General features: G+C 62.3%; 15 protein-coding genes. 2 read left to right on the forward strand and 13 right to left on the reverse strand.

The features are described from left to right. Nucleotide 1: 1 nt before the first annotated feature. The 10 genes from ACWNZ3_RS15985 to ACWNZ3_RS16030 all read right to left on the reverse strand — a co-directional run bounded on the left by ACWNZ3_RS15985 (nt 2) and on the right by ACWNZ3_RS16030 (nt 8,876). Entirely contained in the window at nt 2-1,378 is a 1,377-nt protein-coding gene (locus ACWNZ3_RS15985) for a trypsin-like peptidase domain-containing protein (protein WP_496900574.1), read from the reverse strand. A 133-nt stretch (nt 1,379-1,511) separates the two neighbouring features. Continuing rightward, complete coding sequence (gene rplQ, locus ACWNZ3_RS15990) at nt 1,512-1,928, reverse strand: 50S ribosomal protein L17 (RefSeq protein WP_496900575.1); 417 nt, start codon at nt 1,926-1,928, stop codon at nt 1,512-1,514. A 194-nt stretch (nt 1,929-2,122) separates the two neighbouring features. Next, a complete protein-coding gene (locus ACWNZ3_RS15995) occupies nt 2,123-3,139 on the reverse strand; it encodes a DNA-directed RNA polymerase subunit alpha (protein ID WP_067296727.1) in 1,017 nt (338 codons plus the stop codon). 113 nt (nt 3,140-3,252) lie between these two features. Then, nucleotides 3,253-3,642, reverse strand: coding sequence for a 30S ribosomal protein S11 (rpsK, locus tag ACWNZ3_RS16000; RefSeq protein WP_067296725.1), 390 nt, complete (start codon nt 3,640-3,642; stop codon nt 3,253-3,255). A gap of 15 nt (nt 3,643-3,657) precedes the next feature. Beyond that, nucleotides 3,658-4,026, reverse strand: a complete 369-nt coding sequence (gene rpsM, locus ACWNZ3_RS16005) for a 30S ribosomal protein S13 (RefSeq protein WP_067296723.1) — start codon at nt 4,024-4,026, stop codon at nt 3,658-3,660. Between the two features lie 282 nt (nt 4,027-4,308). After that, nucleotides 4,309-5,364, reverse strand: coding sequence for a Hint domain-containing protein (locus ACWNZ3_RS16010; protein ID WP_496900576.1), 1,056 nt, complete (start codon nt 5,362-5,364; stop codon nt 4,309-4,311). A gap of 176 nt (nt 5,365-5,540) precedes the next feature. Then, nucleotides 5,541-6,119: an adenylate kinase gene (locus tag ACWNZ3_RS16015; RefSeq protein WP_269365858.1), complete on the reverse strand. Its 579-nt coding sequence runs from the start codon at nt 6,117-6,119 to the stop codon at nt 5,541-5,543. After that, nucleotides 6,116-7,489 (reverse strand): preprotein translocase subunit SecY, encoded by a 1,374-nt coding sequence (gene secY, locus ACWNZ3_RS16020; protein ID WP_269365857.1) that lies wholly within the window; start codon nt 7,487-7,489, stop codon nt 6,116-6,118. Before secY ends, ACWNZ3_RS16015 begins: the two co-directional genes overlap by 4 nt. Before the next feature lie 122 nt (nt 7,490-7,611). Beyond that, the gene (gene rplO / locus ACWNZ3_RS16025; RefSeq protein WP_114273601.1) at nt 7,612-8,091 is read right to left on the reverse strand and encodes a 50S ribosomal protein L15; all 480 of its coding nucleotides are present in this window, start codon (nt 8,089-8,091) and stop codon (nt 7,612-7,614) included. Between the two features lie 161 nt (nt 8,092-8,252). Further along, complete coding sequence (locus ACWNZ3_RS16030) at nt 8,253-8,876, reverse strand: class I SAM-dependent methyltransferase (RefSeq protein ID WP_496900577.1); 624 nt, start codon at nt 8,874-8,876, stop codon at nt 8,253-8,255. Between the two features lie 117 nt (nt 8,877-8,993). Here ACWNZ3_RS16030 and ACWNZ3_RS16035 point away from each other — a divergent pair, with 117 nt between their 5' ends. Continuing rightward, a complete protein-coding gene (locus tag ACWNZ3_RS16035) occupies nt 8,994-9,869 on the forward strand; it encodes a LysR family transcriptional regulator (RefSeq protein WP_496900578.1) in 876 nt (291 codons plus the stop codon). Between the two features lie 66 nt (nt 9,870-9,935). Then, a complete protein-coding gene (locus ACWNZ3_RS16040) occupies nt 9,936-11,387 on the forward strand; it encodes an aldehyde dehydrogenase family protein (RefSeq protein WP_496900579.1) in 1,452 nt (483 codons plus the stop codon). A gap of 93 nt (nt 11,388-11,480) precedes the next feature. Here the strand turns inward: ACWNZ3_RS16040 and rpmD are convergent, their stop codons facing one another. The 3 genes from rpmD to rplR form a co-directional block, all read right to left on the reverse strand. Continuing rightward, entirely contained in the window at nt 11,481-11,669 is a 189-nt protein-coding gene (gene rpmD, locus ACWNZ3_RS16045) for a 50S ribosomal protein L30 (RefSeq protein WP_114273606.1), read from the reverse strand. 3 nt (nt 11,670-11,672) lie between these two features. Continuing rightward, on the reverse strand, nt 11,673-12,254 hold the full coding sequence (gene rpsE, locus ACWNZ3_RS16050) for a 30S ribosomal protein S5 (RefSeq protein ID WP_114273607.1): 582 nt from the start codon (nt 12,252-12,254) through the stop codon (nt 11,673-11,675). 144 nt (nt 12,255-12,398) lie between these two features. Then, a complete protein-coding gene (rplR, locus tag ACWNZ3_RS16055; RefSeq protein ID WP_114273608.1) occupies nt 12,399-12,758 on the reverse strand; it encodes a 50S ribosomal protein L18 in 360 nt (119 codons plus the stop codon). Nucleotides 12,759-12,767 lie beyond the last annotated feature (9 nt).

Here is a 12,767-nt window from a genome sequence, read left to right on the forward strand (position 1 = left end):
CTCAGACCCGAAACCGCAGAAGGCTGCGACGGTCGCCGCGCTGGATCAGCAGTTCAAACTGCCGCACCTGGCCACCGAACAGGGCCTGCAGGTCCCCGGGGTGTTCGATCTCCACGCCATTGACCGACAGGATGATATCGCCGTTGCGCAGCCCGACCCGGGGGCCGAACCGGCCCGCGTCCATGACAACAACGCCCGTTGCCTCCAGCGGCAGGTTCAGCTCTGATATCACCGCCGGGTTCACCCGTGCGATCCGCATGTCCGGCAGGATGCTGCGGGCAGGCAGCACCTCCTCGTCCCGCGCGGGCACATCCGGTGCGGCGATGAGCGAGACATCGGCCTCTTTCTCCTCCCCGCCCCGCAGGAAGCGCACCGGAGCCTGGCTGCCAAGGCCCGCAACGCTCATCCGGTAGATCATCTCATTGGGCGTATGCACCGGCGCGCCGCCCACATGGGTGATCACATCCCCCACCTGCAAACCGGCCTCCAGAAAGGGACTGGCCGCATGCAGGCCCGAGATGATGATCCCCCCGGCCCGGTCCAGCCCCAGGGGTCCCGCCATGTCGCTGTCCACCGGCTGGCCGCTGATCCCGGCCCAGGGCCGGGCAAAGGCCACCTCACCCGCGCGGGCCTGCGTGACAAAGGCCTTGACCAGGTCGGCAGGGATGGCAAAACCGATGCCATTGGACCCGCCCGACCGTGTCAGGATCGACGTGTTGATGCCGATCAGCTGCCCGGCCATGTCAATCAGCGCCCCGCCGGAGTTGCCCGGGTTGATCGGCGCATCGGTCTGGATGAAATACCCCAGCCCCGAATTGCCGCCCCCCGCACCGGAGCGCGCAAGCCCCGATACGATGCCGCTGCTCACGGTCTGGCCCACACCGAAGGGATTGCCGATGGCCAATGCCAGTTCGCCCACTTCCACCGTCTCGCTGTCGCGCAGTTCAAGAAAGGGCAGCGGCGCCTCCGCATTGATCTTCAATATGGCCAGATCGGCCTCTGCGTCCCCCAGCAGGACCTCCGCCGAATACTCTCGACGGTCGTTGAGCACGACGCGAATTTCCGTTGCCATGCCGACCACATGATAATTCGACACGACAATCCCGTCGGCGGAGAGGATCACACCCGAACCGAGCGAGTTCTGGACCCGGGGCCGTTCTGAAAACGGATCGCTGAAGAAACGCTCGAAAAACGGGTCGCTTTGCAGCGGTGTGCGGCGCGGGGCGGCCATGATCTTGGCATAGATATTGACCACCGCAGGTGTCGCCTGTTTGACCAGGGGCACGAAGCTGAGCTGCATCTGGGCGGCGGATTGCGGCACCTGCTGGGCCAGCGCGGGCGCCGCCACGAGGGCAAGGATCATCAACAGATATCTCATGCCCCAGATATGCGCGGCGAGGGCGGAATGCGCAACTCCCCTGCTCTTTTTGGCAATAAATATCCCTGCACCACGGCAGCAAAAAAAGCCCCGCCAGAAGGCAGGGCTTTCAACGCGCAAAATGCGCAAATTCTTATTCCGCGGCTTCTTCCGCTGACAGGCGGGCCTTGTCGCCTGCACCCTTGGCATCGCGGTCGCGGTCGACGAATTCGATGATCGCCATCGGCGCCATGTCGCCATAGCGGAAACCCGCCTTGAGAACGCGCACGTAACCGCCCTGGCGGTCCTTGTAGCGCGGGCCGAGAATGTCGAACAGTTTCGCCACATAGGCGTCCTGCTTGAGCTTCGCGGCCGCCTGACGGCGGGCGTGCAAATCGCCGCGCTTGGCCAGCGTGATCATCTTTTCGATGATCGGGCGCAGTTCCTTGGCCTTGGGCAGCGTTGTCTTGATCTGTTCATGCTCAATGAGCGAGCCTGCCATGTTTGCCCAGAGCGCCTTGCGGTGCTCATGTGTGCGGTTGAGGCGGCGGTATCCACGTGCGTGACGCATATTTCTTCTCCTAATGTGCCCTCTACGGGCGATTTTGCTTTGTCCGGCTGGCGTGCGTAGCGCCAACTCTCCTTGGGGTCAGCGTCACCCGGAGGGAGGCGCGTAACCCGGTCGTTGTCCGCCCTCGGGCGGGCAATGAAAGGGCAGGATGCCCGGGGTGCAAGGTGCGCAATAAATGCGCACCCTACGGGTTCTTAAAAGTTGTCTTCGAACTTCTTGGCCAGATCTTCGATGTTGTCTGGCGGCCAGTCCTCGACGTCCATGCCAAGGTGCAGACCCATGCCCGACAGCACTTCCTTGATCTCGTTCAGGGATTTGCGGCCAAAGTTCGGGGTGCGCAGCATTTCTGCTTCGGTCTTCTGGATCAGATCGCCGATGTAGACGATGTTGTCGTTCTTCAGGCAGTTCGCGGAACGCACCGAAAGCTCCAGCTCGTCGACTTTCTTGAGCAGCAACGGGTTGAATTCCAGACCGTCGTCGTCGTCCTGACGGGAGGCCGATTCCGGCTCGTCGAAGTTAACGAAAATGCCCAGCTGATCCTGCAGGATGCGCGCGGCGAATGCCACGGCGTCATCCGGCGTGATCGACCCGTCGGTTTCCACCTTCATGGTCAGCTTGTCATAGTCCAGCACCTGGCCCTCGCGGGTGGGCTGCACGTCATAGCTGACCTTCTTGACCGGCGAATAGATCGCGTCGATCGGGATCAGGCCGATGGGCGCATCTTCCGGCTTGTTCTTGTCAGCGCTGACATAACCCTTGCCGGTGTTGACGGTCAGTTCCATGTAGACGTCCGCACCATCGTCGAGGTGACAGATGACGTGATCGCGGTTCAGTATCTCGATACCGGCGGATTCGCTGATGTCGCCTGCGGTGACAACCCCCGGACCCTTGGCGGAGATCGACAGGCGCTTGGGCCCTTCGACTTCCATGCGGATCGAGACACCCTTGAGGTTCAGGACGATGTCGGTGACATCTTCGCGGACACCGGCAACCGAAGAGAATTCATGCAGCACGTTGTCGATCTGCACGGAGGAGATCGCGGCACCCTGAAGCGAGGACATCAGAACGCGGCGCAGCGCGTTGCCCATGGTCAGACCGAAACCGCGCTCCAGCGGTTCGGCAACCACGGTGGCCTGACGCGCGGGGTCGTTGCCCGGCTTTACGTCAAGCTGCTGTGGCTTGATCAGTTCGGCCCAGTTCTTATGGATCATGTGTCCCTCCATCCTAGTATCTGCCGCATGTCCGGTCGGCGGATACGCTCGAGGTTTCAAAAAAGCGGTATGGGGCCGCGTGAAAACACGCGGCCCCGTCAATAAAGTCGCGCTTAGACGCGGCGGCGCTTGGGCGGACGGCAGCCGTTGTGGGCCATCGGTGTCACATCACGGATCGAGGTGATGTTGAAACCGGCAGCCGCCAGGGCGCGCAGGGCGCTCTCACGGCCGGAACCCGGCCCCTGAACTTCGACTTCCAGAGTCTTCACGCCATGTTCCTGCGCCTTGCGGCCCGCATCCTCTGCAGCCATCTGGGCGGCATAGGGTGTGGATTTCCGCGAGCCTTTGAAACCGCATGTTCCGGCAGAGGACCAGCTGATCGCATTGCCCTGAACGTCGGAAATCAGGATCTTGGTGTTGTTGAAGCTCGAATTCACATGCGCCACACCTGCGGCGATGTTCTTGGAGACCTTGCGTTTGGTGCGTTTTGCATCGCGTGCCATGTTCTCAGCCCTCCCTTATTTCTTCTTGCCGGCAATGGCCTTTGCGGGGCCCTTGCGTGTGCGTGCGTTGGTATGGGTGCGCTGACCGCGAACCGGCAGGTTGCGGCGGTGGCGCAGGCCACGGTAGCAACCAAGGTCCATCAGGCGCTTGATGTTCATCTGCGTGTCACGACGCAGGTCACCTTCGACGGTGTAGTTTTCGTCGATGTGCTCGCGCACTTTCAGGACTTCAGCGTCGCTGAGTTCGTTGACCCGGCGGGACAGGTCGATGCCAACGGCTTCGCAGATCGCGCGTGCCGAAGAGTTGCCGATACCGGTGATATATGTGAGGGCGATGGGAACCCGCTTTGCAGTCGGGATGTTAACGCCGGCAATACGTGCCACGTGTCATATTCCTTTTCGTTGCGGGTCCGTCATCCCGGACCCTTTTTTCACAACATAAGCCCGATGCGATTTGGGCGCGTCGGGCCTGGCTGATCAGGTGATCTTGCGGAACGGAGAAACCCCCTTGCCGCAAATTGATTCGTCGTCAAGATACGGCTGGTTACGGGCAATCCGGACAAGGGTCAAGGCACGAACTGCCCGATGGGCCCGCTTCCGCCACATGCAAGCGGTTTTGCCGGGCACGGCGGGGTTTCGCGAACCCGATCGGGGTTTCCCGCCAGGTCAGATCGCGGCGCAGAGCAAACGCGCCTCATAGGCCCGCACAGTGGGCCGAACGGTCTTCCACATGCCACGCAAAACGCCGCTGCGCAATTCGGGAAACAGGCGGAACAGCTCGCGCCGGGTGGGTTCGTCCACCGCGCCGACTGCCCGGTCGCCTGGGTTGAAGCTCTCGGTTTCGCTGCCCGCCGCAAAGACGATTTCGTGCCGGTCACACATGAAATGCCAGTATTCGACCTCCGCCAGGTCGCGCACCTCCTGGATCGCTGAGCCTTCGACAAGATGGCGCGCGGCCACCAGCGCCTGATCTGTTGCCAGCAGCAATTCGCACCGGGATCCGGAGAACAGGAAGCGATGGGCGGGCGACACCATGATTTCGCAGAGCGGCAGGCCCTTCCCCAGCGCGCCGGCACGCAAGCGGATGGGGGCAAGTGCCGCATTTTCGGGGGTCAGGGCGACGCGCGTGGTCGCGATCCAGCGAATCGCCTGGGCGCCATTGTCCAGGGTCGTCACCATGTCGCCCGGGCGCAGGTTCTCTACCGCCACTTCCCCGTCCGGCGTGCGGATCGGCGTGCCACGGCAGAAACAGACAATCTCGTCCGGGTTGGCGGATGCGATATCCGACAGCTCCAGTTCCCCGTTGCCGCCCGGCAGCACATCGCGCCCCTGCACGAATGTGGCGGTCCCGGCATCGGCAAAGCCGCCAAGGTCGATGACGAACCTGGAGCCGCCGAAAAGGCCGAAGATGATGTAGTCGTCCCCGGCGCCTGTATTGTTATAGGCATCCGGCGTCGAGAAATTGGCAGAGATAAGTGGTGTGGCCGACGGCACCAGCGTGCCGGAAGCGTTCGGAACGGCGGCGTGGATTGCAAAGAACTGGCCATTGCCAATGGTTTCACCCTCGCCCTGAGTGCGGATCAGGAAGAAGCGGGAGGTCTCGTCGCCCAGCGTCTTGATGCCATTCAGCCTGATGGTCGAGGTGCCACCGGGAAAGGTGACATGCGCGGTCGAGAACTTCGCAATCTGGTTGCCGGAAAGGAGGAACTGCTCGCCTGACATTCTGCCCGCACCTTGAAGGGGTCTGACGCCCCTGTTCGGCCCACGATTCTTCGTGGATCCGATTCAACGATCAGTCAAATTCATGGCAAATTGATGGCGAAACAGATGGTGGCATGGCGCGCAGACGGAATAATCCCGCGCGCCGGTCCATGGATCAGATGCGGGAGACAGTCCCGTCAGGAATCCAGAGTCGCGGAAATGCTGCGCTGAACATCCTCGATGGCACCCAGGCCATCCACACCGCGCAGCAGTCCCTTGGCGTGGTAATAGCCGATCAGCGGCGAGGTCTGTTTGTAATAGGCCATCAGGCGCACCTTCAGGCTTTCGGCATTGTCATCCGCGCGCACCGGCTGGCCTGCCTTGCGGGCCTCTTCGGCGCGGCCGACGATGCGGTCTACCAGAACATCATCATCGACCTGCAGTTCCACCGCATGTTCGATGGTTTGGCCCACCTCTTCCATCAGGAGCGACAGCGCATCTGCCTGCGCCAGCGTCCGGGGGAATCCGTCAAAGATGAAACCGCCCTTGTTGTCGCCTTCCAGCTTTTCGCGGATCAGGCCGATCACGATCTCATCGGTGACCAGATCGCCACGCGCCATGACATCGGCGACCATCTTGCCCATCTCGGTGCCTGAATCCTTGGCCTCGCGCAGCATGTCACCGGTGGAAAGCTGAACCATGTTGCGGGTTTCAACCAGATGGCGTGCTTGCGTGCCTTTGCCGGCGCCCGGCGGTCCAAGGAGAATAATGTTCATCGGCGTACGGGGCTCCGTTTCTTGCGTGGTTTTCCTTTGCCGGCACCTTTACCGCGCAACTGAGATTTTTCGAGTAGACCTTCGTACTGATGCGCGAGCAGGTGGCTCTGAACCTGCTGGATCGTATCCATGGTCACAGAGACAACGATCAGCACCGATGTGCCGCCGAAATAGAAGGGGATCGCGAATTGACCACGCAGCACCTCTGGCAGGACACAGACCAGCGCCAGATAGGCAGAACCCAGAACCAGGATGCGGTTCACCACGTATTCAAGATATTCCGCCGTCTTCTTGCCTGGACGGATGCCGGGGACAAAACCGTTCTGGCTTTTCAGGTTTTCGGCGACTTCGTCAGGTTTGAAGCTGACGTTGAACGTATAGAAATACGCAAAGAAGACGATCATCGAAATGAAGAACAGCAGGTACAGCGGCTGACCGGGGCCGAAATTCGCCAGCAGGATCGACATGATCGGACCGGTGGAATTGCCCGAAAACGTGCTGATCGTGACCGGCAGCAGCAGCAGTGAAGAGGCAAAGATCGCCGGGATCACGCCCGCAGGGTTCACCTTGACCGGCAGGTGGCTGGACCCGCCGTCATACATTTTCATCCCGACCTGACGGCGGGGATACTGGATGTGGATCTTGCGCAGCGCACGTTCCATGAACACGACGAACATGATCGTGAGCACCACCATGACCAGCACGCCGATGATCACCGCCGGGCTGATCGCGCCGGACCGGCCAGAGGCAAAGAACTGTGCAATCGCGGCAGGAACCTCGGCGATGATGCCGACAAAGATGATCAGCGAAATGCCGTTGCCGATCCCGCGCGAGGTGATCTGTTCACCCAGCCACATCAGGAACATGGTGCCGCCGACCAGCGTGATCATGCAGGCGATGCGGAAATAAAGCCCCGGATCGGCGGCAATGTCGCCCGCCTCCAGGCTGACCGCCAGCCCATAGGCCTGCAGGGTCGCCAGCGCCACCGTGCCGTAACGCGTGTATTGGTTGATCTTCTTGCGCCCCTGCTCGCCCTCTTTCTTGAGCTGCTCAAGCGCGGGCACCATCGAGGTCATCAGCTGTACGATGATCGAGGCCGAGATATAGGGCATGATCCCAAGGGCAAAGATGCCCATCCGTCCCAGCGCCCCGCCGGTGAACATGGACACCATGCCGCCGATCCCCTGGCCCGCGCTTTCCATGAAATCGCGCAGCGCCTGGCCGTCAATCCCCGGCACCGGAATGAAGGTGCCCAACCGGTAGACGATCAGCAAACCCAGCGTGAACAGGATCCGGTTGCGCAGGTCTGTCGCCTTGCCCAATGCGGACCAGCTGGTGTTGGCGGCCATGTTTTCGACGGCTGATACCATGAGGGGTCTCTTTTATTGTTATGCAAACGCCGCCCCGGCCGTTTTCCGGCGGGCGGCGTTCTGGGAAAACTCGAAGGAACATGTAAGCGGGTCGCGGCCCGCTCACAAGTCTTAAGGTCCGATTACTCGGCTGCTGCCGCCGCAGGTGCTGTGACGGTCAGGGTGCCGCCCGCTTTTTCCACCGCTTCAACGGCAGATTTGGACGCGCCTGCAACCTGCAGGTCGATCTTGGACGTGATGTCGCCCTTGGCCAGCACGCGAATGCCGTCCAGTTCGCGACGCACCAGACCGGATGCAACCAGCGCGGCGGCGTCGATCGCCTTGCCTGCGTCCAGTTTCTTGGCGTCGATGAATTTCTGGATCAGGCCCAGGTTCACAACGGCAAAGCTCTTGCGGTTCGGCTTGTTGAAGCCACGCTTGGGCAGACGTTGGTAGAGCGGCATCTGGCCGCCTTCGTAGCCATTGATCGAGACGCCGGAACGGGATTTTTGACCTTTGATACCACGGCCACCCATCTTGCCCTTGCCAGAGCCGGGGCCACGGGCAACGCGCATGCGTTTCTTGGATGCGCCCGGATTGTCGGAAAGTTCATTCAGTTTCATGTCGCTTCTCCTTTTGCCGGAATTGGCCCCCAGCGACGGGAGCGGCCAAACGCGGCGTTTACGAATCTATAGCGGACGCGTCATGCGTCCACTGGGGGCGTATAGACGAGCACCGGCGCAGGATCAAGCAGGGTTGCACATCCCCCCGCGCGGACCGCACGTCACAGCTTGCGGGCCACGACGAAATGACTGGGTGGTGCGGCCGGGTAATTCCCGGTCTCGATAATCTCGAACCCCGCTTCTTCGATGGTGCGGTCCAGATCGGCGATCCTGAGAAAGCGGACAAAGGGGGCCTTGCCGATCAGCTGCATCACCGGCAGGACCAAGCGCCAGATGCCCGGCTTCTCGCCCAGACAGACGGTCTTGGTGATCAGCAGCCCGCCCTTGGCGGTCTGGTCCGCCAGTCCCGCCAGCGCGCCCTGCAGGTCCTCCACCAGGTGCAACAGGTTCAACCCCATCACCACGTCAAAGGGGCCGCCCGCGTCGACACCGCGCCCGACCGCCATCGTGCTGAAGGTCACATTGCCAACCTCTTGCGCCTGCGCCTTGCCCTTCGCGATGTCGATCATCGCCAGCGACAGATCCGTCGCATGCAAATGATCAACCTGTGGGGCCAGGATCAGCGCAGTCGACCCTGTGCCGCAGCCGACCTCCAGCACCCTGTCCTGCTGGCGCAGGTAAGATCGGATGCGGTCCAGCGTCTGGGCATAGGCCGCTTCATCCCTGACGGGCTGGCGGGCGTATTTCCTGGCGGCACCATCCCAGAATTTCGCACTTGGCTTCATCTTCGTCTCCCTCAGCTTGCCACTCTCTGTGTTGTCACTGGGTAATGCATACGCATATGGAAGGTAATTGTGGAAGAATGCAGTTTCGATATACGATATTGCATGGATAACGCCCAGATGAGCTTTGACTGGAACCGGGGCCGCGCCTTTCTGGCGACGGCTGAACATGGGTCGCTCTCTGCCGCCGCCCGCGCGCTTGGCCTGACCCAACCGACCCTCAGCCGGCAGGTCGCGGGGCTGGAACAGGACCTGGGCGTGCTGCTGTTCGACCGTGTCGGCAAGACCCTGCAATTGACCGACGCGGGGCGCGACATGCTGGATCATTTCAAACGCATGGGCGCTGCCGCCGAGCGGATATCCCTGGCCGCCTCCGGGCGGTCGACCTCGGTCGAGGGGCATGTGTCGATCAGCGCCAGCGACGTGACCGCCGCGCTTCTGTTGCCGGAAACGCTGGCCCTGCTGCGCCACACGGCCCCCGGCATCACGGTAGAGGTCGTCGCCTCCAACGCGCTGAGCGACCTCAGGCGTCGCGAGGCCGATATTGCCATCCGCCATGTGCGCCCCACGCAACACGACCTGACCGCCAAGCTGCTGTTCCAGACCCGCGCCCATTGCTATGCCGCGCAAAGTTATGCGGAAGAATACGGCCTGCCCCGGAGCATCGCGGATTTCACCCGGGCGCGCATGATCGGCTATGGCGAACCGGCGCAGATGCTGCCGCAGATCGCCGCGCTGAAACTGCCACTGACCACCGCCAATTTTGTCCATTGGTCCGAAAGCGGCGTCGTCGGCTGGGAAATGGTGCGCCATGGGCTGGGCATGGGCCTGATGTCCGAAACCCTTGGCGCCCGGACGACAGGGGTTGTGCCAGTCCTGCCCGATCTGGTTCCGGAAATCATCTTTCCCACCTGGCTGGTGGCGCACCGGGAATTGCACAGCAATCCGCGCATCCGGCTGGTGTTCGACTTTCTCGCCGATCATCTGCCGCGCTGACAGCTCTCGACACTGCGGGGCGGCGCGGTATCCTGACCCGGCCTTCATTCTCTCGGAGTATTCCCGATGCCGCTACGCCCGCTCGATATCGACCCTGCCCTGTGCCTGATCAATGGCCAGTGGCAGCCCCCCGCAGGTGGCGCGACCTTGCCGCTGACCAACCCGTCGGACGGCAGCGCGCTGTGCGAGATCGCGCGCGGCACGGCGGAGGACATTGACCGGGCCGTCGCAGCGGCAACAGCAGCACATGCCGGGGCCTGGGGCCGCGCAACCGCGCTGGAACGGGGGCGCATCCTGTCGCGGATCGGCGCATTGGTGCTGGAAAACGCCGACGAACTGGCGCGGCTTGAGGCATTGGACGTGGGCAAACCCCTGAAACAGGCCCTTGCGGATGTGAACGCCCTGGCCCGCTACATGGAGTTCTATGCGGGTGCCGTGGACAAGCTGCATGGCACGACCATCCCCTATCTCGACGGCTATACCGTCTATACCCTGCGCGAGGCGCATGGGGTCACCGGGCATATCATCCCCTGGAACTACCCGATGCAGATCATCGGCCGGTCGGTCGGTGCCGCCCTGGCCACCGGCAATGCCGCCGTGCTGAAACCGGCGGAAGAAGCCTGCCTGACCGCACTGGCCTTTGGCGAGCTGGCGCGCCGGGCGGGCCTGCCCGATGGCGCGCTGAACGTGGTGCCGGGGCTGGGGGCCGAGGCAGGCGCGGCGCTGGCCGGGCATCCCGGCGTGCAACACGTCTCCTTCACCGGCTCTGTCGGGGTCGGCAAGCTGATCCAGAAGGCGGCAGGTGACAATGTGGTGCCGGTCACGCTGGAACTGGGGGGCAAATCGCCGCAGCTGGTCTTTGACGATGCCGATATTGACGCCGCCCTGCCCTTCCTTGTCAACGCGGGCATCCAGAACGCGGGCCAGACCTGTTCCGCCTCTTCGCGCATCCTGGTGCAGCGCGGTGTCTATGACCGGGTCGTCAGCGCCATGGCCGAACGCTATGCCGCGCTGCGGGTCGGTCCTGCCCTGAGCGATCTGGACGTGGGGCCGCTGATCTCGACCCGGCAGCGCGACATCGTGCGCGGGTTCCTCGAACGCGGCAGCGATCTGGAAATTGCGGCGCAGGCCATTCTTGGCGATTTGCCAGAGAACGGGGCTTACGTTGCCCCCACCCTCTTTGCCGGGGTCGCGGCGGATCACCCGCTGGCGCAGGACGAGATTTTTGGCCCCGTGCAGGTCATCATCCCCTTCGAGGATGAGGCCGAGGCGCTGGCCATCGCCAATGGCACCGACTACGGGCTTGTCGCTTCGGTCTGGACGCGGGATGGCGCACGGCAGATGCGGCTGGCACGCGCCTTGCACGCGGGTCAGGTGTTCCTGAACAACTATGGTGCCGGCGGCGGGGTGGAACTGCCTTTTGGCGGAACCGGGCTGTCGGGCCATGGCCGCGAAAAGGGGTTCGAGGCGCTCTACGGGTTCACATCGCTCAAGACCGTGGCGGCCTTTCACGGGTAGTGAAATACAAAACGCCCCGCAGCAACCTGCGGGGCGTCTGATACTGGTGCCGGGGTTTTCGAAAACCCCGGTCCGGTTCTTTCGGAAAACCGGTTACCCTTTTTCTTCGATGATCTCGACCATATGGGGGATCGAATTGATCATGCCGCGCACGGAAGGCGTGTCTTCCAGCTCGCGGGTACGGTTCATCTTGTTCAGACCCAGACCGATCAGCGTGGCACGCTGTTTTGCGGGGCGGCGGATCGGCGAACCGATTTGCTTTACGACAATGGTTTTCGCCATGGTTTAGGCCTCCTCGGCTACTTGCGAAGATGTTTCAACGGCATCTTCACGCTTGGGCAGAATGTCCGCGACCTTCTTGCCGCGACGTTGCGCCACGGAACGGGGCGACTGCTCTTTGCGCAGGCCGTCCATGGTGGCGCGGATCATGTTGTAGGGGTTCTGCGAACCGATGGACTTGGACACAACATCCTTGACGCCCAGCATTTCGAAAACGGCACGCATCGGACCACCGGCGATGATCCCGGTACCTTCCGGTGCGCTGCGCATCACAACCTTGCCCGCGCCGTGACGGCCGGCCATGTCGTGGTGCAGAGTGCGGCCTTCGCGCAGTTGAACGCGGATCATCTGGCGCTTGGCCTGCTCTGTGGCCTTGCGGATCGCCTCGGGGACTTCCTTGGCCTTACCCTTGCCAAAGCCGACGCGGCCTTTCTGGTCGCCGACAACGACAAGTGCGGCAAAGCCAAAGCGCTTACCACCCTTGACGGTCTTGGACACGCGGTTGATCGCCACAAGGCGGTCTGCAAATTCAGGGGTCTCTTCGCGCTGATTGCGGCGGTTGCCCCCACGGTTGTCATCTCTGGCCATTTGCGGCCTCCTTGTTCTGCGGGCCTGTGCCCTGTTTGGTCAATCCAGGTGGGCATGTGGCCCCCGGATCATCGAAGGTGCGCAGTGAATGCGCACCCTACAGCTTTTTTGATCGTAGGGTGCGCATTCACTGCGCACCGCCACTTAGATTTTCAGACCGCCTTCGCGGGCCGCATCTGCAAGCGCCTTCACCTTGCCGTGGAACAGGAAACCGCCCCGGTCAAAGTATGCTTCTTCCACGCCAGCCTTCTTGGCACGCTCCGCAATCGCCGCACCAACCTTGGTTGCCGCGTCGATGTTGTTCTTCCCGACCACGCCCAGATCCTTTTCCAGGGAGGAGGCGGAAGCGATTGTCTTGCCAGCCACATCGTCGATCAGCTGAACGCTGATGTTCTTGGAAGACCGGTGCACGCTGAGGCGCAGGCGCCCGGCGTTGACGCGGCGAAGCTTGTTCCGAACGCGCAGGCGGCGTTTGATAAACAACTGTCTTTTCGTGTTTGCCATCTTTGCGTT

Source organism: Sulfitobacter sp. IGS-18, from assembly GCF_059628195.1.

Excerpts from the sequence above, each read along its gene's own strand:
- rplO (WP_114273601.1), bottom strand. The coding sequence starts at position 8,091 with ATGAAACTGAATGAACTTTCCGACAATCCGGGCGCATCCAAGAAACGC.
- ACWNZ3_RS16015 (WP_269365858.1), bottom strand. The coding sequence starts at position 6,119 with ATGAACATTATTCTCCTTGGACCGCCGGGCGCCGGCAAAGGCACGCAA.
- rpsK (WP_067296725.1), bottom strand. The coding sequence starts at position 3,642 with ATGGCACGCGATGCAAAACGCACCAAACGCAAGGTCTCCAAGAACATC.
- secY (WP_269365857.1), bottom strand. The coding sequence starts at position 7,489 with ATGGTATCAGCCGTCGAAAACATGGCCGCCAACACCAGCTGGTCCGCA.
- rpsE (WP_114273607.1), bottom strand. The coding sequence starts at position 12,254 with ATGGCCAGAGATGACAACCGTGGGGGCAACCGCCGCAATCAGCGCGAA.
- rpmD (WP_114273606.1), bottom strand. The coding sequence starts at position 11,669 with ATGGCGAAAACCATTGTCGTAAAGCAAATCGGTTCGCCGATCCGCCGC.
- ACWNZ3_RS16010 (WP_496900576.1), bottom strand. The coding sequence starts at position 5,364 with ATGTCAGGCGAGCAGTTCCTCCTTTCCGGCAACCAGATTGCGAAGTTC.
- ACWNZ3_RS16030 (WP_496900577.1), bottom strand. The coding sequence starts at position 8,876 with ATGAAGCCAAGTGCGAAATTCTGGGATGGTGCCGCCAGGAAATACGCC.
- ACWNZ3_RS16035 (WP_496900578.1), top strand. The coding sequence starts at position 8,994 with ATGAGCTTTGACTGGAACCGGGGCCGCGCCTTTCTGGCGACGGCTGAA.
- ACWNZ3_RS15985 (WP_496900574.1), bottom strand. The coding sequence starts at position 1,378 with ATGAGATATCTGTTGATGATCCTTGCCCTCGTGGCGGCGCCCGCGCTG.
- rplQ (WP_496900575.1), bottom strand. The coding sequence starts at position 1,928 with ATGCGTCACGCACGTGGATACCGCCGCCTCAACCGCACACATGAGCAC.
- rplR (WP_114273608.1), bottom strand. The coding sequence starts at position 12,758 with ATGGCAAACACGAAAAGACAGTTGTTTATCAAACGCCGCCTGCGCGTT.
- ACWNZ3_RS15995 (WP_067296727.1), bottom strand. The coding sequence starts at position 3,139 with ATGATCCATAAGAACTGGGCCGAACTGATCAAGCCACAGCAGCTTGAC.
- ACWNZ3_RS16040 (WP_496900579.1), top strand. The coding sequence starts at position 9,936 with ATGCCGCTACGCCCGCTCGATATCGACCCTGCCCTGTGCCTGATCAAT.